A 22,790-nucleotide genomic window follows, 5' to 3' on the forward strand; every position below is an offset into this window, starting at 1 on the left:
CCCCGCCATACCCCGGTATCAGCTGCGAGTTGGCTCCGCAGTGTGAGGTGCCGCCAGGCACCGTCTCCCTACTTTTCCTCTCGTCACGCCAGAGCGTGCCACGAGATGGGGAGGGAGACGGGCCATGCGCCTTCGTTCTTGGAAAGCCCGCAGGAGCTGGAAGACTCGCGGCAAGCGGACGCTGATCGCCGCGGCACTCACGACAACGATCGTGGCCGGCACGGCAGGATGGGCCGTCGGCAATGAACAGCAGCCGGTCACGGGTCCGCCGCCGGGCACACAGGCCTGGCGCGCTGACCATACGTTGGGGGTTCGGCTGCCGGATCCGGCGACCGCCTCCCCTGCCCGAGTCGCGGCGTTCCTCCACTCGTTGAGCGAGGATCAACAGGACGAGCTGGCCACGCGGCACCCCTCGGTCGTCGGCAATCTGGACGGCGCTCCGGCCGCCCTGCGGTTCGAGGCCAACTCCCTTTTCCTGAAGGCCGAACGCGCCCGCGAGCAGGCCCGCGAGGCCGACCCGAGCCTCACCCTCCAGGATCACGAGCGGGCTCGGTCTCTCGTCGCACGTTACGAAGAGCTCCTCAGCCCCGGCCGACAGATACTCGCCTTCGACCCGCGCGGCAGAGGGCAAGTGGCCGAGGTCCATGGGGACTTGGCGAGTGCCAAGCACGTGTCCGTTGTCGTGCCGGGCTCCGACATGGATCTGACCACCTTCGACCGCTCGAAGGACGAGTACGGCACTCCGGCCGGCATGGCACGCTCCCTGCACACCACGGCGGGCAACGACACAGCTGTGGTGGCCTGGGTCGGGTACACCACCCCGGTCGGTCTCGGCCCCGACGCCGCGACGGGACGGCTCGCGGAGGCCGGCGCGCCCAGGCTCGCGCGGTTCGTGCAGGGCCTGACGGCATCCGGCACCCCGCGCCCCGCCGTGTTCTGCCATAGCTACGGCTCGGTGGTGTGCGGCCTGGCGGCTCCGCACATGACAGCGTCCGACCTGGTGGTGCTCGGCTCCCCCGGCATGCGTGCGGACAGCGCGGCCGATCTGCACACCTCCGCCCGCGTCTGGGCGGCGAAGGACGACAGCGACTGGATCGGTGACGTGCCGAACGTCGAGTTGTTCGGCCTCGGCCATGGCGAGGACCCGGCGGACCCGGGATTCGGCGCTCGACGCGTTCCCGCGGAGCGAGCCGAGGGCCACACCGGCTACTTCGCCCCGGGGACGGATTCCCTCCAGGCCTTCGCTGCCATCGCGGAGACCACGGCTTCCAGCACACCGGCCGACGGCACTGTCAGGACTGTCGGCACCACCGGCTTCGATGCCGGCGCACCTGCCGTCGGCGCCCGTCCCATGGGAGAGCGGTCATGAGTCTCGCCCCACTGACCACCCTGCGCAGAACGGCGTCGGCGATCGACGCCAAGACGCCCGCGCACCGTGACCGGGCCATCGACGGGCTGCGTGCGCTTGCCCTGCTCGCCGTGCCGACCGGGCACTGGCTGCTCGGCGGATTCACGCTCGATGCGGGCGGGGCTCTGCACAATGCCAGTCCCCTGGCTTCCTTCGGATTCTTCGCGCCGCTCAGCTGGGTGCTGCAGATGCTCGGCATCTTCTTCCTGGTCGGCGGCTATGCCTCCGTCCTGTCGTATCGCCGGTCGGCGGCGCGCGGCGAGTCGACGGGGCGGTGGCTTCGCGGGCGGGTGGCGCGTCTGGGACGTCCGGTCCTCGGAGTCACGGCTGTCTGGGCCGCGTTGATCCCGGTGCTGTACGCGATGGGCGTACCGGGCACGACGCTGCGCACCGGGTCCACGCTGGTGATACAGCCGCTGTGGTTCGTCGGGATCTACGCAGTGATCACCGCGCTCACACCATGGTGCATAAAGGCAGCCGAGCGGCTGGGTGGCTGGGCCGCGGCGCCGCTGCTCGGCTCGGTCGCCGTCGTCGACTTCCTGCGGTATGGCCCGTTCGGGGACGCCATGCCGTCCTGGCTGAGCCTGTTGAATCTGCTGCCCGGCTGGATGTTCGCCTATCAACTGGGCGTCAGCTGGGGCGAGAGGAGGCTGGGCCGACGCGGTGCGTGGCTGCTGCTTGCCGGAGGGACAGTCCTCTTCGCCGCTCTGCTGCTCGTCTTCCACTATCCGGCGTCGATGGTCGGCGTTCCGGGTGAGGCCCGGACGAATTCGCATCCGCCGTCGCTGCTGGTCCTGGCGCTGGCAGCTGCGCAGAGCGGTGCGGCGATCCTGTTGCGCGAGCGCATCGGCAAGCTGCTGCGCAGGCCCGCGCTGTGGGCGCCGGTCGTCGTGATCAACCTGTCGGCGATGACGATCCTGTGCTGGCACCAGACGGCGATGCTCGCGGCGGCCGTGCCCGGCTCGTTCCTCGGCGGCACGGTGCCAGGACTGACGGCGGGCCCGGACTCCTGGGGCTGGATAGCCGCCCGGGTCGCGTGGCTTCCGGTCTTCGGAGCGCTCCTGCTGCTGATAGGCCGCTACACCCGCGGCTTCGAGGCACCGTGGAAGCGGGCCACACATGCGCGGCGGGCACTCACCGGGCTCCTGGCCGCCGGGTTCGCGGTCTTCGCATTGGGGCTGGCGTGAACAGCGGGAGCGCGTACGGGTTCCCAGGGTCGGCCGCCCGGTCACCGGCGGCCAGGGGCAACGCGGCCGAGAGGCCCGGCGGGAGGCGCGGCCCCAGCCCCGCAGGGTGGGGCCGTTTCGGCGCGGCCGCCACCCTGCGGAGCCGGCTGCTCGCTACTCGCGGCCCGCCGAGGTGAAGGTCATGTCGGCGTAGCGGTCGCCTGCGACCTGGGAGGCGATGGGGTCCAGCAGGGCGAGTTCGGAGGAGGTGAGTTCCAGGCGGGTGGCCGCGGTGTTCTCCTCGACCCGGGTGCGCTTGCGGGTGCCGGGGATGGGGACGACGGCCAGTTTGTGGGCGTGGGCCCGCTGTTGGACCCAGGCGAGGGCGACCTGACCGAGGCTCGCGCCGTGGGCGGCGGCGACGGTGCGGAGAGGTTCGAGGAGGGCGGCGTTGGCGGCGGCGTTGTCGCCGGTGAAGCGGGGCTGCTGGCGGCGGAAGTCGCCCTCGCCGAGCTCCTTGTCGGCGCTGACGAACGAGCCGGTGAGGAAGCCGCGGCCGAGCGGGGAGTAGGGGACGAGGGCGACGCCGAGTTCGGCGGCGACGGGGACCACGCCCTTTTCGATGTCACGACTGAAGAGCGACCACTCCGACTGGAGGGCGGCGATGGGGTGGACGGCATGGGCGGCGCGGAGTTCGGGGCCTGTGACCTCGCTGAGGCCGAGGTGCTTGACCTTGCCCGCGGCGACGAGCTCGGCCATCACGCCGACCGTCTCCTCGATCGGCACCCCCGGGCTGCGGCGGTGCATGTAGTAGAGGTCGATGACGTCCACGCCGAGGCGCTGGAGGCTGGCGTCAATGCAGGAGCGGATGTAGGCGGGGTCGTTGTTGATGATCCGCTTGGTCGGGTCGTCCGGGTCGATGGCCAGGGCGAACTTGGTGGCGAGGACGACCTCGTCGCGGTGTGCCTTGAGGAAGGGGGAGAGGAACTTCTCGTTCTCGCCGGCGGCGTAGGCGTCGGCGGTGTCGTAGAAGGTGACGCCCAGTTCGAGGGCTCGCTCCAGGGTCGCCCGTGCTTCCTCGGCGTCGGTGGGGCCGTAGGCGAAGCTCATGCCCATGCAGCCGAGTCCCTGTACGCCGACTTCCGGGCCGCCTGTACCGAGCTGCACCTTCGCGATCTGGTCGGGAGTCTCGCCGGCGGTGCCGGGCGTCGAAGCCGAACCGGTCGTCCCGGTCGGCCCGGTCGTCGCAGCCGTCTTGGGTGTCTCTGGTGTCCCTGCGGTCATCTGTTTCAGAGCCTCTCCGACGCCGGGCGGGCGTCAGCGTAAAAGTTGATCTTGTAGTCGAGCACGGCGAGCGTGTCCTGAAGCTCCGCTATGCGGGTGCGCACGTCGCGGCGGGTCTGCTCGAGGAGTTCGTGGCGCTCGGTGAAGGTGTGGTCGCCCTCTCGCACCAGCTCGGCGTACCGGACCATGTCCGCCACCGGCATACCGGTCAGGCGGAGCTTGCCGACGAAGGTGAGCCAGTCCAGATCGCGGTTGCGGTAGCGGCGCTGGCCCGTGTGGGAGCGGTCGATGTGGGGCATCAGGCCGATGCGCTCGTACCAGCGAAGGGTGTGCGCGGTCAGGCCGATGAAGGCGACGACCTCGCTGATCGTGTAGTGGTCCTGTCCGCTCGGGCGGGGGTGCGCGGTGGGTGCCGAGGCGCAGGCGTCCGCCTTGGTGCCAGTGCCGTCGGTGGCGCTCTCGGCGTCGGGCGCGTCAGTCACATCAGGCACGTCGGGCGCGTCAGTCACATCAGGCACGTCGGGCGCGTCAGTCACATCGAGCACGTCGGGCACGTCAGTCACATCGAGCACGTCGGGCAGGCCCTGCGCGGGGCTCTTGGTGCGGGTGGTCTCGGTCTCCATCACCGTCATGACCACCACGCTAGAAGGTTGGAGTGGGCTCTAAGCAAGCAGAACCGGGAGGAAATATGTGACGGAAACAAACCCTCGGGAAGTCGCGGGAAATCGGAGGACGCCGCTTCGCGTGATGACTACGGTGTCGATCATGAGTGTTGTGCGTCGCGCTACGCCAGAGGACGCCGAGGAACTGATCCGGCTGCGGCAGGTGATGATCGACTCGGTGTTGGCCACCGGCTCGGCGACAGCGGTCGCCGTCGAGTCCGACACCGGCTGGCATGCCGAGTCCCTCTCTGTCGTACGGAGCAAACTGGCCGATCCGGAGGGTGATTTCGCCGCCTTCGTCATCGACTGGCCCGGTCGGACCGGGAAGCTTGCGGCGCTGGTGGTGGGGACGCTGGAGTACCGCATCGGGCGGGCAGGCAATCCGCGGGGCGTCGTCGGCAATTTGTTCAGCGTCGCCACTGATCCGGATCAGCGGCGGAGAGGCTATGCGCGGGCCTGCATGGAGGTGCTTCTCGACTGGTTCCGGGAGCGTGGTGCGGGGAGTGTCGATCTCAACGCGTCGGCGGAGGCGGAGCCGTTGTACGCCTCGCTCGGCTTCGTGCGCAAGCCCGACCCCTCGATGCGGTTGAGCCTGTAGGGCGCTTAGGCTCGTACGTATGCAGAGCCTGGCGTTGATCGATAACTGGCCGGTCCCCACCGCTGCCGCCGCCGTCGTCCGCGCGGACGGCACGGTCGTCGGGGCGCACGGGCCCACGGGGCACCGTTTCGCGCTCGCTTCGGTCACCAAACCGCTGGCGGCCTACGCGGTGCTTGTGGCGTACGAAGAGGGGGCCGTCGAGCTCGATGAGCCCGCTGGGCCCGAGGGATCGACCGTGCGGCATCTGCTGGCGCACACCAGTGGTCTCGCGTTCGACGAGCACCGGGTGACGGCGCCTGCGGGAACGCGGCGGCTGTACTCGAACTCGGGGTTCGAGGTGCTCGGGGATCATGTCGCCAAGGCGACGGACATTCCCTTCGCGGAGTATCTGCGGCAGGCCGTCCTAGAGCCGTTGGGGATGGTGGCCACCTCGCTCGACGGAGGTGCGTCGCCCGCCAAGGACGGGGTGTCGACCGTTGATGATTTGGTGAAGTTCGCCGCTGAGGTGCAGGCTCCGCGGTTGCTCGATCCGCGGACGGTGGCGGAGGCGATGTCCGTGGTGCATCCGGGGCTGAAGGGTGTGCTTCCCGGGTACGGGCATCAGAGTCCCAACGACTGGGGGCTCGGGTTTGAGATTCGGGACTCCAAGTCGCCGCACTGGACGGGGAGTTCGTCCTCGCCTCGGACGTTCGGGCACTTCGGTCAGGCCGGGACGTTCCTCTGGGTCGATCCCGACGCGGAGGCGGCGTGTGTCGCTCTGGCGGATCGGGCGTTCGGGCCGTGGGCCGTTGAGGCGTGGCCTCCGTTCACGGATGCGGTGCTCTCCGAGCTCTGAGGCGGGGTTTCTCGATGGCCTTGCGGCGCCCCCAGGCCATGCGTCGCACCCGGCCTTGCGGGGCCCCCGGCCCGACTATGCGGAGCCCCAGGCCCGGCCATGCTGAGCGCCCCCAGCCTTGCGGGCCCCCGGCCTTTCCTCGCACCCCGCCGCGCGGTTACCGCAAGGAGCGTTTCCGCAGCCCGGCGGTAGCGGGGTGCCGCCGCTGTGCCCACCCGTGCCGCCCCAGCGGCACGACTGCCCACAGCGAGGGCGACACCGGCCCCCCCAGCAGCACGACCGCCCACAGCGGGGAGGGTGAAGTCTCCCCCCCCAGCCCTCACTCATCTCCCACGCCAGTCAGCCCCCGTCATCTCCCACACCAGTCAGCCCTCAGCCATCTCCCACACCAGCAGTTCCGCCGCACCCCCCTGCGACGCCACCGCCTCCAAGCTCTCCCCGCCCGTGATCCGTGCCGCGTCCCCCGGGGCCAAATACTCATCGCCCAGGTGGACTTCGCCGCGTACCACATGGACGTACGCGAAGGGGGCGTCCGGGATCGCGGTGCGCTCGCCTGCGGCGAGGCGGCGGGCGTGCAGGAGTGCGCCTGCCGCCGGGACCGCGTAGGGAGTCGAGTCCGCGATGCCGTGGACCAGGTCGTAGGACGGGTCCCCGCCCGGTGCCAGGGGGGACAGCCACATCTGGACGAAGACCAAGGGGGCCTGGCCGTCGTTGCGTTCCACATGGCGGACGCCCCCCGCAGCGCTCAGGTGCTGGACATCCCCGGGGCGCACGACCGACTCGTGCCCGGTCGAGTCGCGGTGCGTCAGTTCGCCCTCCGCCACCCAGGTCACGATCTCGGTGTGGCTGTGCGGGTGCTCGTCGAAGCCCGCGCCGGGTGCGAGACGCTCTTCGTTGCAGGCCAGGATCGCGCCGAAGCGGAGGTTGTCCGGGTCGTAGTGCGGCCCGAAGGAGAAGGCGTGGAAGGTCTCGATACCGGCACCGGGCTCCCCGCCGCGGTACCGATCGCCGGAGCGCCGTACATCAATCACACACCCCACGGTAGACCCGGCACCGCACGCCCCCGTCCCGATAAGGCAGTCTTGTCCCCGTGCCCGAACCCTCTGCGAACGAAGCCCGCCAGGACGCCCATCAGGCAGCCCACGAGGAAGCCGCGCGCCACGAGGAAGCCGCCCGCCAGGACGCGCACCGCAAGGCCCACGCGCACTCGGCCACGCTGAAGCGCCTCGAACAGTCATCCGGCAGCCTCGCGGCGCAGGCCATCGCGCGCATGGACGAGACGCTGTCCTGGTACCGGGCGATGCCACCCGAGAACCGGTCGTGGATCGGTCTGGTCGCGCAGGCCGGAATTGCCGCGTTCACCGAGTGGTTCCGGCATCCCGACGCCCCCCAGGCCATCTCCACCGACGTCTTCGGCACCGCCCCGCGCGAGCTGACCAGGGCGATCACCCTGCGCCAGACCGTCGAGATGGTGCGTACGACGATCGAGGTGATGGAGTCCGCGGTCGACGAGATCGCGGCCCCGGGCGACGAGTCCATCCTCCGCGAGGCGCTCCTCGTGTACGCCCGCGAGATCGCCTTCGCCACCGCGCAGGTGTACGCGCAGGCCGCCGAGGCACGCGGTGCCTGGGACGCCCGCCTCGAGTCGCTGGTCGTGAACGCCGTGCTCTCCGGGGAGGCGGACGAGGGGGCGGTCAGCAGGGCCGCCGCGCTCGGCTGGAACTCCCCCGAGCACGTCTGCGTCGTCCTCGGCACCGCGCCCGACGGCGACAGCGAGCTCACCGTCGAAGCCATCCGCCGCGCCGCCCGGCACGCCAAGCTCCAGGTCCTGACCGGTGTGCTCGGCGACCGCCTGGTCGTCATCGCGGGCGGCAGCGACAATCCGCTGCAGGTCGCCAAGGGTCTGATCGGCCCGTACGCGGCCGGTCCCGTCGTCGCCGGACCCATCGTCCCCGACCTGCTGGCCGCCACCCGGTCAGCGCAGGCCGCGGCGGCCGGGCTGAAGGCCTGCGCCGCCTGGCAGGACGCCCCGCGCCCCGTCCTGGCGGACGATCTCCTGCCGGAGCGCGCGATCGCGAGCGATCCCGCCGCGCGCGATCAATTGGTGGAGGAGATCTACAGACCGCTGGAGGAAGCAGGCTCCGCGCTCCTGGAGACGCTCAGCGTCTATCTGGAACAGGCCAGCAGCCTCGAAGGCGCCGCCCGGATGCTCTTCGTGCACCCCAACACCGTGCGCTACCGGCTGCGACGTGTGACTGACGTCACCGGATGGTCACCCTCCGATGTGCGCTCCGCATTCACGCTGCGGATCGCGCTGATCCTGGGGCGTCTGGCCGACGGGGATCTCCAACCTTAGGTTTTTGTCGGGCCTCTACAATTCCCCCAGCCGTTCTTCGTCCCTGTCCCCACGGGCGGCTCGTGCCGTCCACAAGAGAGAGTGTGAGAGTGCTCGTACTCGTCGCTCCCGGCCAAGGCGCCCAGACGCCCGGCTTCCTGACTCCCTGGCTCGATCTCCCCGGCGCGGCCGACCGCCTCGGCGCGTGGTCGGACGCCATCGGGCTCGACCTTGCCCACTACGGCACGCAGGCCGACGCGGACGCGATCCGCGACACCGCCGTGGCCCAGCCCCTGCTTGTGGCCGCCGGTCTGCTCTCCGCCGAGGCACTCAGTGACGCCCTGGCCGCGAACAAGCCCGGCGCGGTCGCGGGACACAGCGTCGGTGAGATCACCGCCGCCGCCTACGCGGGTGTGCTCAGCGATGAAGCCGCGCTCCGCCTCGTCCGCGCCCGCGGTCTGGCCATGGCCGACGCCGCGGCGGTCACCGAGACCGGCATGGCGGCGCTCCTCGGCGGTGACCCCGAGGTCACCATCCCGCACCTGGAGAAGCTCGGTCTTACGCCGGCGAACGTGAACGGTGCGGGGCAGATCGTCGCCGCGGGCACCGCCGAGCAGATCGCCGCGCTCACCGAGGACAAGCCGGAAGGCGTCCGCCGCGTCGTACCGTTGAAGGTGGCGGGCGCGTTCCACACGCACCACATGACTCCCGCGGTCGCCAGGCTCGAAGAGGCCGCCAAGGCCCTCGCCCCGGCCGACCCGAAGCTGACGTACGTCTCGAACCGCGACGGCCAGGCCGTGGCGAGCGGCTCGGACGTCGTGTCGCGCCTGGTCGGCCAGGTGGCCAACCCGGTGCGCTGGGACCTGTGCATGGAGACGTTCAAGGACCTGGGCGCCACGGCGATGATCGAGCTGTGCCCCGGTGGCACGCTGACCGGTCTCGCCAAGCGCGCCCTGCCCGGCGTGCGGACGGTGGCCCTGAAGACACCCGACGACCTCGACGCCGCATCTGAGCTCATCGCCGACACCGCATCCGCCGCCGACGCGGCGGGTGCCTGAGAAGGAGCCAGGAGAGCATGTCGAAGATCAAGCCCAGTAAGGGCGCCCCGTACGCGCGCATCATGGGTGTCGGCGGCTACCGCCCGACCCGTGTCGTGCCCAACGAGGTGATCCTCGAGACGATCGACTCCTCCGACGAGTGGATCCGCTCCCGCTCCGGCATCGCGACCCGCCACTGGGCCTCCGACGAGGAGACCGTGGCCGCGATGTCCGTCGAGGCCTCCGGCAAGGCGATCGCCGACGCGGGCATCACCCCGGAGCAGATCGGCGCGGTCGTCGTCTCGACCGTCTCGCACTTCAAGCAGACCCCGGCCATCGCGACCGAGATCGCGGACAAGATCGGCGCGGGCAAGCCCGCCGCGTTCGACATCTCCGCGGGCTGCGCGGGCTTCGGGTACGGCCTCACGCTCGCCAAGGGCATGATCGTCGAGGGCAGCGCGGAGTACGTCCTGGTCATCGGCGTCGAGCGGCTGAGCGACCTCACCGACCTGGAGGACCGCGCGACGGCCTTCCTGTTCGGTGACGGCGCGGGCGCCGTGATCGTCGGCCCGTCCGAGGAACCGCAGATCGGTCCGACGATCTGGGGCTCGGAGGGCGACAAGTCCGAGACGATCAAGCAGACGGTGGCGTGGAACGACCTCCATGTCGGCGATGTCTCGAGGCTGCCGCTCGACCGCGAGGGCAACATCAAGTTCCCTGCGATCACGCAGGAGGGCCAGGCGGTCTTCCGCTGGGCCGTGTTCGAGATGGCGAAGGTCGCCAAGGAGGCGCTGGACGCCGCCGGCCTGAGCCCGGACGACCTGGATGTCTTCATTCCGCATCAGGCCAACGAGCGGATCATCGACTCGATGGTGAAGACTCTGAAACTGCCGGAGCACGTCACGGTCGCCCGTGACGTGCGCACCACCGGCAACACGTCGGCAGCCTCGATCCCGCTCGCGATGGAGCGGCTCCTGGCCACCGGCGAGGCGAAGAGCGGCGACACCGCACTCGTCATCGGCTTCGGGGCGGGTCTCGTGTACGCCGCCACGGTCGTTACCCTCCCCTAGGCATCACGTCCGGATCATCCGATCCGTACGGCTGTAAAACCAACCTGCCGCTGCCGCGGCGGGCGCCACACCCTCTGGATACATAGAAGGAGCGCCAACATGGCCGCCACTCAGGAAGAGATCGTCGCCGGTCTCGCCGAGATCGTGAACGAGATCGCCGGCATCCCGGTCGAGGACGTCCAGCTGGACAAGTCCTTCACCGACGACCTGGACGTCGACTCGCTGTCCATGGTCGAGGTCGTCGTCGCCGCCGAAGAGCGCTTCGACGTCAAGATCCCGGACGACGACGTCAAGAACCTCAAGACGGTCGGCGACGCGACCAGCTACATCCTCAAGCACCAGGCCTGACCAGGCTGCTCTGCTGTCGCCACCCGGCGGTGGCGCCGCTGATCCCCTCAACACCGTGGAGAAATTTCCTGTGAACTCGACCAATCGCACCGTGGTCGTCACCGGTATCGGCGCAACCACACCGCTGGGTGGCGACGCAGCCTCGACCTGGGAAGGTCTGCTCGCGGGCCGTTCCGGCGTCCGTCTTCTCGAACAGGACTGGGCGGCCGAGCTTCCGGTCCGCATCGCGGGCCAGATCGCGGTCGAGCCGGGCGAGGTCATTCCTCGTCCGCAGGCCCGCAAGCTGGACCGTTCGGCGCAGTTCGCGCTGATCGCCGCCAAGGAGGCCTGGGCCGACGCGGGCTACACCGCGAAGGCGGGCGAGGACACCTCCGTGGACCCGCACCGCCTCGGCGCGGTCATCGCCTCCGGCATCGGCGGCGTGACCACCCTGCTCGACCAGTACGACGTGCTCAAGGAGAAGGGCGTACGCCGCGTCTCCCCGCACACCGTGCCGATGCTGATGCCCAACTCTCCGGCGGCCAACGTCGGCATCGAGCTGGGCGCCCACGCGGGTGTGCACACCCCCGTGTCGGCGTGCGCCTCGGGCGCCGAGGCCATCGGCTACGCCATCGAGATGATCCGCACCGGCCGCGCCGACGTCGTCGTCGCGGGTGGCACGGAGGCGGCGATCCACCCGCTGCCGATCGTCGCGTTCGGCAACATGATGGCGATGTCCAAGAACAACGACGACCCGGCGGGCGCCTCGCGCCCCTACGACGTCGACCGCAACGGCTTCGTGCTCGGCGAGGGCGCCGGCGTGATCGTCCTCGAGTCCGAGGAGCACGCCAAGGCCCGCGGCGCGAAGGTCTACGCGGAAGCCGTCGGCCAGGGCATCTCGGCCGACGCCCACCACATCACGCAGCCCGAGCCCTCCGGCAACGGCATCGCGGCGGCGCTGCAGAACCTGATCGACAGCACGGACCTCAAGCCCGCCGAGATCGTGCACGTGAACGCGCACGCGACCTCGACGCCGCAGGGTGACGTCGCCGAGATCAAGGCGCTGCGCAAGGCGTTCGGCGACGACGTCGACCACATGGCGATCGCCAGCACGAAATCGATGACCGGTCACCTGCTCGGTGGCGCGGGCGGCGTGGAGACCGTGGCCACGGTCCTCGCGCTGAAGAACCGCGTCGCTCCGCCGACGATCAACATCGAGAACCTCGACCCCGAGGTCGAAGCGGACGTCATCCGCGACGAGCCCCGCGCGCTGCCCGAGGGCAGGATCGCGGCGCTGAACGACTCGTTCGGCTTCGGCGGCCACAACGTGGTGCTCGCGTTCAGGACCGTCTGAACACTCACCTGTACGTAGCGAAGGGCCCCCACCGCATGGTGGGGGCCCTTCGCCGTGTCCTGGGGCAGGTCAGACGACCTGGTGCAGCCACCGCACCGGAGCGCCCTCACCCGCGTACCGGAACGGTTCGAGCTCGTCGTCCCAGGGCTTGCCGAGCAGCTTGGCCAGCTCGGCCTCCAGGTTGCTCTCGCCGCGCTGGGAGCGGGCCAGGGCGGCGCGCAGGCGGTCCTCCGGGATCAGGATGTCGCCGTGGATGCCGGTGACCGCGTGGTAGATGCCGAGCTCGGGCGTGGCGCTGTACCGCTCGCCCTCGGCCGTGGGGCACGGCTCCGACGTGACCTCGAAGCGCAGCAGCTGCCAGCCGCGCAGGGCTGAGGCGAGTTTGGACGCGGTGCCCACCGAGCCACGCCAGGAGAACTCCGATCTCCAGCTGCCGGGCGCCGCGGGCTGCCTGATCCAGTCGAGGTTGACGCGCGCGCCGAGTACGCCCGCGACTGCCCATTCGACGTGCGGACACAGCGCGCGCGGTGCGGAGTGCACGTACAGAACTCCACGTGTCGTCACCGGGACCTCCAGTGTGGGTCGAGGTTCGCCTTCCCCAGCGGCCTCGCGCCCGTGCCGAGCGTTGCGGCCCCGCATTCGGGAAACTCCCGAAAACGGGACAGATGTGACGTGATGTAATTTAGCGGAACCGAAAGAGCAGGGTGCCACTGGGTGGCGAGGCTACCGTGCGTCGGCGCAAGGAGTGTGACGTACCGTCGGTCCCAAGGCCAGGAATCACCCAGTCTTCACCCGGCCGGGGGTCTGGGGGCTGCCCCCAAAAGGCGCAGCACTCAGAAGGCACAGCACTCGCAGGGGCGCGAAACCGCGCGGTCGGCCTACAAAGGCCCACGAAGGCCCATGAAGGCCCACGACAACAGAGGGGACCTGGGGATGCGGAACCGAAGGCACCGCTCGCGCGCCGCCGTCGCCGCCGCGACGGCGGTTCTTCTCGGCGCCACCGCGATCGCCGCATGCGACGCCTCCGGCGGCAACTCCCCCGCACCCAATGGACCATCGGCGCACGACAAGCCCTCCCCCAAGCCCACCCCGACCTGGGACACGACCCCGCGCTCCCTGGCGGCCGTCGGCGACTCCATCACGCGCGGCTTCGACGCCTGCTCCGTGCTCGCCGACTGCCCCGAGGCGTCCTGGGCGACCGGCACGGACTCCGATGTGCGCAGCCTCGCGACACGGCTCCTGGGCAAGGAGCGGGCCGCCGACAACAGCTGGAACTACGCGAAGACCGGCGCCCGGATGGAGGACCTGCCCGAGCAGATCGAGCAGGCCTCGCTCAAGCGCCCCGAGCTGCTCACGGTGATGGCGGGCGCGAACGACGCCTGCCGTCCGTCGGCGGACTCCATGACCCCGGTCGCCGAGTTCCGCGCCGACTTCGAGGACGCGATGCGCACGCTGCGGCGTGAGCTTCCCAAGACCCAGGTGTACGTGGCCTCCGTGCCGGACCTGAAGCGGCTCTGGTCCCAGGGGCGCACCAACCCGCTGGGCAAGCAGATCTGGAAGCTGGGCATCTGCGCCTCGATGCTGGCGGACCCGGACGCGCTCGACGCGTCGGCGACACAGCGGCGGGCCAATGTGCAGAACCGCGTGGTCGCGTACAACGACGTGCTCAAGGACGTGTGCGCGAAGGACCTGCGCTGCCGGTACGACGGCGGGGCGGTCTTCGCCTACCGCTTCGACGGCGACCAGTTGAGCCACTGGGACTGGTTCCACCCCAGCAAGAACGGTCAGGAGCGGCTCGCGGAGCTGGCCTACCGGCAGGTGAAGGCCAAGGATCCCAAGGATCCCGGGGCCTGAGGTCCCGGCGGGCCGGCGGCCCGGCGTAGGGTCGCGATCATGCGCAGTGAACTCTTCGGGACGCTCCCCGACGGCACGCCCGTCCATCGCTGGACCCTGGAAAGGGGCGGGGTGCGGGTACGCGTCCTGACGTACGGCGGGATCGTCCAGTCGGCGGAAGTTCCGGACCGGTCGGGGCGGCGCGAGCCGGTGGCTCTCGGCTTCGACGACCTCCAGGGCTATCTCGATCACCCCGGGCCGTACTTCGGGGCGCTCGTGGGCCGGTACGCGAACCGGATCGCCCGCGGTGAGTTCACGCTCGACGGCCGGAAGCACGCCCTGGCGCGGAACAACGAGCCCAACGCACTGCACGGCGGAGCGGCCGGCTTCGACAAGCGGGTGTGGGACGCGGCGGAGGTCGAGCACGGGGTGCGGCTCTCCCGGGTGAGCCCGGACGGCGAGGAGGGCTATCCCGGGCGGCTCGCGGTGTCGGCGACGTACACCCTGGACGAGGCGGGCGCCCTGCGGATCGCGTACGAGGCGACGACCGATGCCCCGACGGTCGTGAACCTCACCAACCACACGTACTGGAACCTCTCCGGGGCCGGGAGCGGCAGCGCCGGCGGACACGAGCTGCGGATCGACGCGGCGCGCATCACGCCGACGGACGAGGTGCAGATTCCCACGGGGGCGTACGAGGCGGTCGACGGGACGCGGTTCGACTTCCGGGCCGCGCGGAAGGTCGGCGCCGGGATCGACCACAACTACGTCCTTGACAAGGGGTTCACCGCGCGGCCGGTCGAGGTGGCGGAGCTGAGCGACCCGGCGTCCGGGCGCGTGCTGACCGTCGCGACGACGGAGCCCGGCCTCCAGCTCTACACGGCGGACCACTTCGAGGAGCCGCTGCCGTTCGGCCCCGGCGACGGAATCGCCCTGGAGACGCAGCACTTCCCCGACTCCCCCAACCGGCCGGAGTTTCCGGGGACGGTGCTGCGGCCGGGTGGGGTCTTCACGTCGGAGACGGTGTACGGCTTCTCCGTCCACTGAGGGTCAGACGGTGATCGTCTCGCTCAGCCTGCGGTCCGCGATGGAGCGACCTGCCTGCACCTCGTACGAACCGCCTTGATGCGCCCAGGAGTTGGCGGACTCGTCCCAGATCTCGAAGGCGCGGCGCGGGAGTTCGATCCGCGCCTCCACGCTCTCGCCGGGCCCGGCCTCGACGCCCGCGAAGCCGGCGAGCCAGCGGGCCGGGCGCCCGCCGTCGTCCGTGGCCGGGGCGAGGTAGATCTGGACGACCTCGCGGCCCGTGCGCGGGCCGGAGTTGCGGACGCGGACCGTGGCCGTCGTGTCCTCCACGGTGAGGGATTCGTACGTCCAGTCGGTGTAGCCGAGGCCGTGGCCGAAGGCGTAGGCGGGGGTGGCTCCCGCCTTCTCCCAGGCGCGGTAGCCGATGAACACGCCTTCGGCGTAGTCGAGTTGGCCGTCGACCGGAGTGACCTGGGCGACCGGGGCGTCCGCCAAAGCGCCCCACGTCGTGGGCAGCCTTCCACCCGGCTCCTGCGCGCCGAGCAGCACATCGGCGAGCGCCGCGCCGCCCTCCTGCCCCGGGAACCAGCCGAGCAGCACCGCCGCGACGTCCTCGCGCCACGGAAGCTCCACCGGGGAGCCGGAGTTGACGACCACGACCGTACGGGGGTTGGCCGCGGCCACCGCGCGCACCAGCTCGTCCTGGCGGCCCGGGAGCCGCAGGTCCTTCCGGTCGAAGCCCTCGGACTCGACGCGTTCGGTGGTGGCGACGACCACGACCGCCGTGTCGGCGCCCCGCGCCGCTTCGACGGCCTCCGCGATCAGTTCATCGGGGTCACGCCGCGGCTCCAGGTGCACGAAGGAGAAGACGACGCCGGGGAGCGGGGCCTCGTGCTCCTTGTCGAGCGGGTGGAGGAGGGAGACCTCGACGGTCTCGCCCGCCGTCAGACGCACCGTGGCGCGCTCGACGGGTGAGCCGAAGAACGCCTCGAAGGGGTCGGACTCGGGGCCCATCACCTCGGCCCCGTCGAAGACGACATCGCCGCCGACGGTGAGCGTGAAGGCGCCGAGTCCGCGCGTGCCGAAGGAGTGCTCACCGCTCACGCGCGGCGTGAACGTGCCGACGACCTCGATGGAGGCCATCGTCTCGTGGGTGACGCCGTCGGGCAGGTCGGCGCCGATCCACTGGACCTGCCCTGAGGGGAGATTACCCTCGCCCAGGACGGTGCCGTCCGCGTCGCGGCAGACGGCGCGCAGCTCGAACCCCTTGTCGGCGGGGGCGAGTTCGTCGCTCGGGTCGGCGCCGACGGCGTACGTCAGGGAGTCATCGCCGAGCGCCGCCGCCAGGCCGTCGAGCGGGGAGACCACGCGGGCGGGGAAGACGGTGGCGGAGCCGCCTCCCAGGACGCGGGCGTCGCGTGCGGCGGCGCCGATGAGGGCGACGGATGCGGTGGGCCGCAGGGGCAGCACGTCGTTCTCGTTGCGTACGAGGACGAAGGCGCGGCGGGCGATCTCACGGGCGAGCGCCTCGCCGTCGATCTCGGCGGGAGCGTCGGCGACGACGGGCTCGGCGCCTTCGAGGATGCCGACGCGGGCGGCGAGACGCAGGACGTTGCGGACGGCTTCGTCGACCGCCGACTCCTTGACCCGGCCGCCGCGCACCGCTTCGGCGAGCGCGTCGCCGTACACGGTCGCCGGTCCCGGCATGGCGACGTCGAGGCCGCCCTCGATGGCGCCGGTGGTCGAGCGGGCGGCCATCCAGTCGGAGACGTTGTAGCCGTCGAAGCCCCATTCGCCGCGCAGGACCTCGTTGACCAGGTAGCGGTGCTCGGTCATCGTCGAGCCGTTGACCTGGTTGTACGCGGTCATGATGCCCCAGGGGTGGGCGTTGGTGACGATCGCCTCGAAGGGCGCGAGGTACAGCTCGCGCAGGGCACGCGCGCCCACCTTGTTGTCGACGGTGAAGCGGTCGGTCTCGGCATCGTTCGCGACGAAGTGCTTGACGGTCGTGCCGACGCCGCCCGACTGCACGCCCTGGACATAGCCGGTGCCGATGACGCCGGTCAGATACGGGTCTTCGCTGTACGCCTCGAAGTGCCGGCCGCCCAGCGGTGAGCGGTGCAGGTTGACGGTGGGCGCGAGGAGGACGTGGACGCCCTTGCGCCGGGCCTCCTGGGCGAGGAGGGCGCCCGCGCGGCGGGCGAGGCCCTGGTCCCAGGTGGCGGCGAGCGCGGTCGGTGACGGCAGGGCGATGGAGGGGTCGTCGGCGGTCCAGCGGATGCCGCGCACGCCGATCGGGCCGTCCGACATCACGAGGGACGCCAGGCCGATCTCGGGCAGCGGGTGCAGCGACCACATGTCGCGCCCACCGAGCAACCGGGCCTTGGCGTCCAGATCCAGCGCGGCGAGCGCGGTCTCCACGGCCGTCTCGCGGGCCTGGTCGGCCTGTGTGGCCCCGGGGCCCTGGGTTCCCGCCATGGCGGTACCTCCTCGTTGAAGTCGCCTGAGTCGTCGATGTCCGTTCCGTACGTTCCCTCCATCCTGCCTCGCCTACCTGTAGCTCGGTAGATTTCGTAATCTGGACGTTATATCAAAGGGAGCATGACGTACGGTCGTCCCGCGAGCAGGACCGAGAACGTGAAGGGGCAGACGCGATGGCGCCCAAGGCCAGGACCACGGCCAAGGCCACGACGAGGGCCAGAAGCGAGGAGCGGCGCGCGGAGATCCTCCGGGCCGCCCTGGAGGTGATCGCCGAGCGTGGCTACCGCGGGGCGAGCCTGGGCGCCGTAGCCGAGCGGGTCGGCCTGACCCAGCAGGGCCTGCTGCACTACTTCCCGACGAAGGAGGCTCTCCTGGTCGCCGTCCTGGAGGCCCGCGACCAGTGGGACGCGGTACCGACGAAGGAGACCCGCCTCGACCTGCTCGGCTCACTCGTCGAGTACAACGCGATGCGCCCCGGCATCATCCAGACCTTCTCCGCACTGCTCGGCGAGAGCGTCACGGACGGGCATCCGGCACGGGAGTACTTCACGGCGCGGTACGGATCGGTGCGGGAGAAGTTCGCCGCGGTCCTGCGCGTGGAGTACGGGGAGCGGCTCCCCGGCGGCCTCACCCCGGAGGCGGCGGCTCCGCTGCTCGTCGCGGTGATGGACGGCCTGCAGTACCAGTGGCTCCTGGACCCCGAATCGGTGGACATGGCGGGGGCGTTCAGGGGCTTCCTGCGTCTGCTGGAAGGCGGCGACGACAGGAGCAGCGGCAACAGCAGCGCCAGCGGCAGCGATTGATCAGGCGGACCGGATGTGCGCGACTGCTCGCGCGATGTCCTCGTGGCCGACCTCCGGGTCCGCGGCAGCCGCCTGGTAGTGGGCCAACACCGCTTCCATCGCCGGGAGTCGCGTGACCTCTGTCGCCAGCGCCACGTCCTTCACGGCGAGTTCGCTGCCGAAGTGCACATCCGTGGCGAAGGCGCGGCCCACCGCGCCGCCGAGCGGCCCGCCGGCGAGCGCCCCCTTGGCCGTCTCCTCGTCGAGGCCCAGCGCGTCCGCCAGCCTCATCGCCTCGGCCACGAGGGCGACGCCTCCGATGACCGCGGTGTTGACGACCAGCTTCAGGGCGGCCCCCGAGCCGAGCGGTCCCGTACGCGTCACCGGCCCGAAACAGGCGAGGACCTGGGCAACCCCGTCCGCGTCACCGCCCGCGAGAATGCCGAGCTGCCCGGACGCGGCCTTGTCCGTGCTGCCCATGACGGGCGCGTCGACAAGGGTCACGCCGTCCGGCATCCTCGCCCCCACCTCCCGTACGACATCGGGCCCGACGGTGGACATCTCCACCCAGTGGGTGCCCGGCCGCAGTTCCGGCACGATGGCGTCGGCGACGGCACGCACCGCGTCCGGGCCCGCCAGCATGGTGATGACGACATCGGCGTCACGCACGGCGTCCGCGGGGTCGGTGGCCGGCCTTGCCCCGGCCCCCACCAGCGGCTCCGCCTTCTCCGCCGTCCGGTTCCATACCGTCAACGGGTGGCCCGCGGCGAGGAGTTGGCGAGCCATCGGCGCACCCATGTGCCCGAGGCCAAGAAACGCGATCTTCTTCATGGGTCCGAACGCTAGGGCGACGCCGCGCGCTACTCAAGTCGCCCCGCAGGACGGACCGTCCCTACGAAGGTCGCCCGCGCCGTAGACCGACGGCCGTCGAGTCACGGCGGCGCCGCTGCCCAGACTGGGCCCACCGTACGCACCGCACGGACGGACACAGGGAGGCACCGTGCCGAGTGACGGGATCAGCCGGGCGCAGTTTCTGACCGGGGCTCGTTGGGCCTCTACTCGGCGACGCTATACAACTTCGTCAGCCCGGACGCCCCGCACAAGGCCGAGCCGCGCCACGACCTCGACATGGCGAGCTACAGCATCGTGAAGACGATCCAGGACGGGCCGTCAGGCCGCTGGCACTGGGAGCCGAAGGAGGCGTTCCACACAGTGGCCGAGCACTATGGGCGCGCTGCTCGGAAGGCGTAACGCGAGGGGGGCCGTCCGCCGTCGGCGGGGAATCCGGTTGACCGGACGCACCGCGGCCCGCTTCGATCAGCGTCGGCCCCTCACTCCCCCGCCGCCCCGGAAGGCCCGCATGTCCCCCGCCAAGATGCACGCCGACGAAGGCGACATCGACGCGCCCCTCGTACGCCGGCTGCTCGCCGCGCAGTTCCCCCACTGGGCGGACCTCGCCGTCGAGCCCGTCGACTCGAACGGCACCGTCAACGCCATCTACCGGCTCGGCGACGACATGGCCGTCCGGCTCCCCCGGATCGAGGGGGGTGTCGAGGACGTACAGCGCGAGGCGCTCTTTCTGCCGCGGCTCGCGCCCTCGCTGCCCCTCGCCATTCCCGCGCCGCTCGGTATGGGCGAGCCCGGTGAGGGGTTTCCCTGGCCCTGGTACGTCTACCGCTGGCTCGAGGGCGAGAACCCGGTGGCCGGCGGCCTGGACGAACCCGGCCTGTTCGCCGCGGACTTGGCGCAGTTCGTGCTGGCCCTGCAGCGCATCGACCCCGCCGGCGCGCCGCGCGCGTACCGCAGCGGGCCGCTCGCATCCCGTGACGCCGACACCCGCGAGGCCATCTCGAAGCTCCACGGCGTCATCGACACCGAGGCCGCCACCGCCGCCTGGGATGCCGCCCTGCGCGTGCCCCGGTGGGACGGGCCGCCCGTCTGGGTCCACGCCGACCTGCAGCCGGGGAATCTGCTCACCGCCGGCGGACGGCTCAGCGCCGTCATCGACTTCGGTTGCCTGGGGCAGGGCGAACCCGCCGTCGACCTGATGACCGCGTGGAGCCTGCTGACGGCACAAGCGCGGGAGGGCTTCCGCGCCGCCCTGGACGTCGACGACGCGACGTGGGCACGCGGGCGCGGCTGGGCCCTGTCGATCGCGCTCATCGAGCTGCCGTACCACCGGACCAGGAACGCCACCATCACCAGGACCGCGAGCCACGTGATCGGCGAGGTGCTCGCGGATCACGCCACCGTGGACGCCCTGGGCGGCTAGGCCCTTTCGGCGCCGCCTTCCTGCCGGAATACTGCGATCACCCCACCGGCCACGGAAGGACTCCCGTGTCACTCACGCCCCATGGTTCCCCTCGGCTCGTCGCGATCGGTGTCACCCTCCTGCTCTCCCTCACCGCCCTGCCCGCGTCGGCGGCCACCGCGCCGGCCGCCACCACCGAGGAGCAGCGTCTCGACCGTGCTGCGCCGCAGGAGATCCTGCGGCGCAGCGGATTCGACGCCGTGGCACCGGAGTTCGCGCGGGCCCTCCACCGCGCCACGTCGTACGGCGAGGCCAAGCGCATCGTCGTACGCCAGGGAAACGCGCTGTGGCAGCGTGCCGTCGACCGGGCGCAGGGGCGCGGCCCCGCGGCGGGAGGTGCCGGGAAGCTCAGCCGGGACGACGACCGGCCGCTGTACTGGGCGCGGCTCGGCATGACGCGTGAGCTCCGCCAGTGGGAGCCGAACGGCTTCGGGGTGAGCGAGGACCGGCACGGGCGCCTCCTCAGGGCGTTGGAGGACGCGTCCCGCGGGCACGACTCCATCGACTACCCGGACAAGGACCGCGCGGGCCACCGCCTCAAGCGGATCCTCGTCACCGGCTTCGACCCCTTCACGCTCGACCGGGACGTCCGCATCAGCAACCCGTCCGGCGCCACCGCCCTCGCGCTCGACGGCACCGTCATCGAGACCGCCGACGGGCCCGCCCGCGTGGAGACCGCCGTCTTCCCCGTGCGCTGGGACGACTTCGCGAAGGGGACGGTCGAGCGCACCCTGCGCGCGCATCTCCCGCGCGTCGACCTCTTCACCACCATCAGCCAGGGCCGCGCGGGACGCTTCGACATCGAGCGGACCAACGGGGCCTGGCGGGGCGGCTTCCCCGACAACGAGAACCTCTCGCGCACGGAGACCGTCCCGGTCGCCGACCCGGCCACGCAGCCGCAGTGGACGTCGACGACCCTCCCGTACAAGGAGATCGTGAGCGCCGAGACGGGCCGCTTCCCCGTGTACGACAACACGTCGGTGACCGAGATCCCCGCGGGCCAGACCGCTCCCGTGGTCCGCCCCGACGGGCCCACCGCCGGTTCGACGGCCCGCGAGGGCGGCGGCGGCAACTACCTGTCGAACGAGATCGCCTACCGGGCGACGCTGCTGCGCGATCGCCTCGGGCTGCACGACCGGCTGCCCGGCGGCCATGTGCACACGCCGATCCTGCAGTTCGGGGCGGGCAACACGGACCCGGCGACGGGCGAGATCACCGACCCCGAGTTCGTGCGCAACCGCCTCGACATCATCGCGCAGGTGCGGAAGATCCTGACGACGGCCGCGAACGCCACCAGCGACAGGAGCGCTACGGACGCCCGCCGGTAGCGGGCGACTGTCCGCCGGGACCGGCCGAGTCGGCCGAGTCGGCTGCATCTGCCGAACCGGCCGGTCCCTGCGGGGCGTCGTCGTCCGCTGTGTCCTCCCCCATCAGCTCGCGCGCCATCAGCGTCGCGCCCGCGACCGCCCCCGGCATCAGGAACACCGCGACGAACGGGACCAGGAAGGCCACGGCGAGCGGGGTGCCGAAGCCCCACGCCAGCTGCCTGCGTCCGCGCAGCATCACGAGCCGTTCGCGGGCCTCGACGCCCCGGCGCTGCAGAGCCACCGCCGTCAGCTCCTCGACCAGGAAGAAGCCCGTCACGCAGAAGCCGACCACCGGCACCACGGTCTGGCCGATGACCGGGATGAAGCCGAGGGCGAAGAGCAGGATGCCCCAGACGACGGCGCGCAGGACGATGCGGAGGCTGTCGCGTGCGGAGATCCACAGCTCGCGCCAGAGCGGCAGGCCCGACTCGGGGGCGTACCCGGCGACGGAGATGTCGACCTTCTCCGACAGCGACTCGTAGAACGGCTGGCCCACCAGGAGCGTCACCGCCGTGAAGGTGATCACCGACAGGAGGAGCGCGAGCGCGAAGAGCAGGGCCGTGAGGAAGCCGCGGAACAGGCCGATCCACGGCGAGGACCAGTCGTCGGCGAAGGGCGTCGCCCAGCCGATGAATTCCGTGCCCCAGAGGGCGAGCGCGACGAGCGCCGCCGCGTAGAGAAGCAGCGTGATCAAGCCGGGGAGCAGCCCGACCCCGTACTGCTTGCCGTGCTGGGCGACCCAGCGCTGGCCCTTCATCAAGTAGCCGAAGCCTCGTCCCAGATCACGCATGCGGCACAGCCTATCCGCCGGTCGGGGCGCTGCGATCCGCGGGACGCGTGGGACCGAAGGCCCTCTTGTTGCGCGGGGGTTGAGACGGTAGACCACGCGTACCGACTTCTTCCGCGGAGGCATG

At 71.1% G+C, this 22,790-nt stretch carries 22 protein-coding genes; 15 read left to right on the forward strand and 7 right to left on the reverse strand.

Translation table 11 applies throughout. From position 1 onward, the window contains the following. The first annotated feature begins 124 nt into the window (after positions 1-124). Both AC5P1C_RS07230 and AC5P1C_RS07235 read left to right on the forward strand, forming a co-directional pair. Entirely contained in the window at positions 125-1,369 is a 1,245-nt protein-coding gene (locus AC5P1C_RS07230) for an alpha/beta hydrolase (RefSeq protein ID WP_493864813.1), read from the forward strand. Then, positions 1,366-2,595: an acyltransferase family protein gene (locus AC5P1C_RS07235; RefSeq protein ID WP_493864814.1), complete on the forward strand. Its 1,230-nt coding sequence runs from the start codon at positions 1,366-1,368 to the stop codon at positions 2,593-2,595. Before AC5P1C_RS07230 ends, AC5P1C_RS07235 begins: the two co-directional genes overlap by 4 nt. A gap of 153 nt (positions 2,596-2,748) precedes the next feature. On the opposite strand, the gene AC5P1C_RS07240 is transcribed toward AC5P1C_RS07235, so the two are convergent. Together AC5P1C_RS07240 and AC5P1C_RS07245 are read right to left on the reverse strand one after the other, a co-directional pair. Next, positions 2,749-3,690 carry an aldo/keto reductase gene (locus tag AC5P1C_RS07240; protein WP_493864977.1) on the reverse strand — a complete coding sequence of 314 codons (942 nt, stop codon included), beginning with the start codon at positions 3,688-3,690 and terminating at the stop codon, positions 2,749-2,751. Positions 3,691-3,863: 173 nt separating this feature from the next. Next, positions 3,864-4,340, reverse strand: a complete 477-nt coding sequence (locus tag AC5P1C_RS07245; protein ID WP_493864978.1) for a MerR family transcriptional regulator — start codon at positions 4,338-4,340, stop codon at positions 3,864-3,866. Positions 4,341-4,623: 283 nt separating this feature from the next. On the opposite strand from AC5P1C_RS07245, the gene AC5P1C_RS07250 reads away from it, so the two are divergent. Together AC5P1C_RS07250 and AC5P1C_RS07255 are read left to right on the forward strand one after the other, a co-directional pair. Beyond that, positions 4,624-5,118, forward strand: a complete 495-nt coding sequence (locus AC5P1C_RS07250) for a GNAT family N-acetyltransferase (RefSeq protein ID WP_493864815.1) — start codon at positions 4,624-4,626, stop codon at positions 5,116-5,118. 19 nt (positions 5,119-5,137) lie between these two features. Further along, positions 5,138-5,953 carry a serine hydrolase domain-containing protein gene (locus tag AC5P1C_RS07255; RefSeq protein ID WP_493864816.1) on the forward strand — a complete coding sequence of 272 codons (816 nt, stop codon included), beginning with the start codon at positions 5,138-5,140 and terminating at the stop codon, positions 5,951-5,953. 365 nt (positions 5,954-6,318) lie between these two features. On the opposite strand, the gene AC5P1C_RS07260 is transcribed toward AC5P1C_RS07255, so the two are convergent. Then, entirely contained in the window at positions 6,319-6,984 is a 666-nt protein-coding gene (locus tag AC5P1C_RS07260) for a pirin family protein (RefSeq protein WP_493864817.1), read from the reverse strand. A 185-nt stretch (positions 6,985-7,169) separates the two neighbouring features. Between AC5P1C_RS07260 and fasR the strand changes: the two genes are divergently transcribed. The 5 genes from fasR to fabF all read left to right on the forward strand — a co-directional run bounded on the left by fasR (position 7,170) and on the right by fabF (position 12,076). Beyond that, on the forward strand, positions 7,170-8,309 hold the full coding sequence (gene fasR / locus AC5P1C_RS07265; RefSeq protein WP_493864979.1) for a fatty acid biosynthesis transcriptional regulator FasR: 1,140 nt from the start codon (positions 7,170-7,172) through the stop codon (positions 8,307-8,309). 89 nt (positions 8,310-8,398) lie between these two features. Continuing rightward, positions 8,399-9,346: an ACP S-malonyltransferase gene (locus tag AC5P1C_RS07270; protein ID WP_493864818.1), complete on the forward strand. Its 948-nt coding sequence runs from the start codon at positions 8,399-8,401 to the stop codon at positions 9,344-9,346. A 17-nt stretch (positions 9,347-9,363) separates the two neighbouring features. After that, positions 9,364-10,395, forward strand: coding sequence for a ketoacyl-ACP synthase III (locus AC5P1C_RS07275; protein WP_493864819.1), 1,032 nt, complete (start codon positions 9,364-9,366; stop codon positions 10,393-10,395). A gap of 99 nt (positions 10,396-10,494) precedes the next feature. Beyond that, positions 10,495-10,743 (forward strand): acyl carrier protein, encoded by a 249-nt coding sequence (locus AC5P1C_RS07280; protein WP_160504853.1) that lies wholly within the window; start codon positions 10,495-10,497, stop codon positions 10,741-10,743. A 70-nt stretch (positions 10,744-10,813) separates the two neighbouring features. Next, complete coding sequence (gene fabF, locus AC5P1C_RS07285) at positions 10,814-12,076, forward strand: beta-ketoacyl-ACP synthase II (RefSeq protein ID WP_493864820.1); 1,263 nt, start codon at positions 10,814-10,816, stop codon at positions 12,074-12,076. A 69-nt stretch (positions 12,077-12,145) separates the two neighbouring features. Here the strand turns inward: fabF and AC5P1C_RS07290 are convergent, their stop codons facing one another. Further along, on the reverse strand, positions 12,146-12,640 hold the full coding sequence (locus tag AC5P1C_RS07290; protein WP_493864821.1) for a DUF3145 domain-containing protein: 495 nt from the start codon (positions 12,638-12,640) through the stop codon (positions 12,146-12,148). A gap of 369 nt (positions 12,641-13,009) precedes the next feature. Between AC5P1C_RS07290 and AC5P1C_RS07295 the strand changes: the two genes are divergently transcribed. Both AC5P1C_RS07295 and AC5P1C_RS07300 read left to right on the forward strand, forming a co-directional pair. Continuing rightward, on the forward strand, positions 13,010-13,930 hold the full coding sequence (locus tag AC5P1C_RS07295; protein WP_493864822.1) for an SGNH/GDSL hydrolase family protein: 921 nt from the start codon (positions 13,010-13,012) through the stop codon (positions 13,928-13,930). A 39-nt stretch (positions 13,931-13,969) separates the two neighbouring features. Next, positions 13,970-14,956: an aldose epimerase family protein gene (locus AC5P1C_RS07300; RefSeq protein ID WP_493864823.1), complete on the forward strand. Its 987-nt coding sequence runs from the start codon at positions 13,970-13,972 to the stop codon at positions 14,954-14,956. Positions 14,957-14,959: 3 nt separating this feature from the next. On the opposite strand, the gene AC5P1C_RS07305 is transcribed toward AC5P1C_RS07300, so the two are convergent. Further along, entirely contained in the window at positions 14,960-17,413 is a 2,454-nt protein-coding gene (locus AC5P1C_RS07305) for a beta-glucosidase H (RefSeq protein ID WP_493864824.1), read from the reverse strand. Between the two features lie 176 nt (positions 17,414-17,589). On the opposite strand from AC5P1C_RS07305, the gene AC5P1C_RS07310 reads away from it, so the two are divergent. Then, positions 17,590-18,219 carry a TetR/AcrR family transcriptional regulator gene (locus AC5P1C_RS07310; protein WP_493864825.1) on the forward strand — a complete coding sequence of 210 codons (630 nt, stop codon included), beginning with the start codon at positions 17,590-17,592 and terminating at the stop codon, positions 18,217-18,219. Here the strand turns inward: AC5P1C_RS07310 and AC5P1C_RS07315 are convergent, their stop codons facing one another. Continuing rightward, positions 18,220-19,029, reverse strand: coding sequence for an NAD(P)-dependent oxidoreductase (locus AC5P1C_RS07315; protein WP_493864826.1), 810 nt, complete (start codon positions 19,027-19,029; stop codon positions 18,220-18,222). It abuts the gene before it with no gap. A gap of 216 nt (positions 19,030-19,245) precedes the next feature. Here AC5P1C_RS07315 and AC5P1C_RS07320 point away from each other — a divergent pair, with 216 nt between their 5' ends. From AC5P1C_RS07320 to AC5P1C_RS07330, 3 genes are all read left to right on the forward strand, one after another. Further along, positions 19,246-19,449, forward strand: a complete 204-nt coding sequence (locus tag AC5P1C_RS07320) for a hypothetical protein (RefSeq protein ID WP_493864827.1) — start codon at positions 19,246-19,248, stop codon at positions 19,447-19,449. A gap of 109 nt (positions 19,450-19,558) precedes the next feature. Then, positions 19,559-20,470, forward strand: a complete 912-nt coding sequence (locus tag AC5P1C_RS07325; protein WP_493864828.1) for an aminoglycoside phosphotransferase family protein — start codon at positions 19,559-19,561, stop codon at positions 20,468-20,470. A gap of 104 nt (positions 20,471-20,574) precedes the next feature. Then, positions 20,575-21,837: a pyroglutamyl-peptidase I gene (locus AC5P1C_RS07330; RefSeq protein WP_493864980.1), complete on the forward strand. Its 1,263-nt coding sequence runs from the start codon at positions 20,575-20,577 to the stop codon at positions 21,835-21,837. On the opposite strand, the gene AC5P1C_RS07335 is transcribed toward AC5P1C_RS07330, so the two are convergent. Continuing rightward, positions 21,818-22,666, reverse strand: coding sequence for an EI24 domain-containing protein (locus AC5P1C_RS07335; RefSeq protein WP_493864829.1), 849 nt, complete (start codon positions 22,664-22,666; stop codon positions 21,818-21,820). The genes AC5P1C_RS07330 and AC5P1C_RS07335 overlap by 20 nt on opposite strands. Positions 22,667-22,790: the final 124 nt, after the last annotated feature.

The organism is Streptomyces sp. A18 (assembly GCF_059026065.1).

Coding starts and splice junctions, on each gene's coding strand:
- AC5P1C_RS07300 (WP_493864823.1), top strand. CDS start 13,970: ATGCGCAGTGAACTCTTCGGGACGCTCCCCGACGGCACGCCCGTCCAT.
- AC5P1C_RS07315 (WP_493864826.1), bottom strand. CDS start 19,029: ATGAAGAAGATCGCGTTTCTTGGCCTCGGGCACATGGGTGCGCCGATG.
- AC5P1C_RS07250 (WP_493864815.1), top strand. CDS start 4,624: ATGAGTGTTGTGCGTCGCGCTACGCCAGAGGACGCCGAGGAACTGATC.
- AC5P1C_RS07305 (WP_493864824.1), bottom strand. CDS start 17,413: ATGGCGGGAACCCAGGGCCCCGGGGCCACACAGGCCGACCAGGCCCGC.
- AC5P1C_RS07275 (WP_493864819.1), top strand. CDS start 9,364: ATGTCGAAGATCAAGCCCAGTAAGGGCGCCCCGTACGCGCGCATCATG.
- AC5P1C_RS07280 (WP_160504853.1), top strand. CDS start 10,495: ATGGCCGCCACTCAGGAAGAGATCGTCGCCGGTCTCGCCGAGATCGTG.
- AC5P1C_RS07255 (WP_493864816.1), top strand. CDS start 5,138: ATGCAGAGCCTGGCGTTGATCGATAACTGGCCGGTCCCCACCGCTGCC.
- AC5P1C_RS07310 (WP_493864825.1), top strand. CDS start 17,590: ATGGCGCCCAAGGCCAGGACCACGGCCAAGGCCACGACGAGGGCCAGA.
- AC5P1C_RS07325 (WP_493864828.1), top strand. CDS start 19,559: ATGTCCCCCGCCAAGATGCACGCCGACGAAGGCGACATCGACGCGCCC.
- AC5P1C_RS07295 (WP_493864822.1), top strand. CDS start 13,010: ATGCGGAACCGAAGGCACCGCTCGCGCGCCGCCGTCGCCGCCGCGACG.
- AC5P1C_RS07240 (WP_493864977.1), bottom strand. CDS start 3,690: ATGGGCATGAGCTTCGCCTACGGCCCCACCGACGCCGAGGAAGCACGG.
- AC5P1C_RS07230 (WP_493864813.1), top strand. CDS start 125: ATGCGCCTTCGTTCTTGGAAAGCCCGCAGGAGCTGGAAGACTCGCGGC.
- AC5P1C_RS07335 (WP_493864829.1), bottom strand. CDS start 22,666: ATGCGTGATCTGGGACGAGGCTTCGGCTACTTGATGAAGGGCCAGCGC.
- AC5P1C_RS07235 (WP_493864814.1), top strand. CDS start 1,366: ATGAGTCTCGCCCCACTGACCACCCTGCGCAGAACGGCGTCGGCGATC.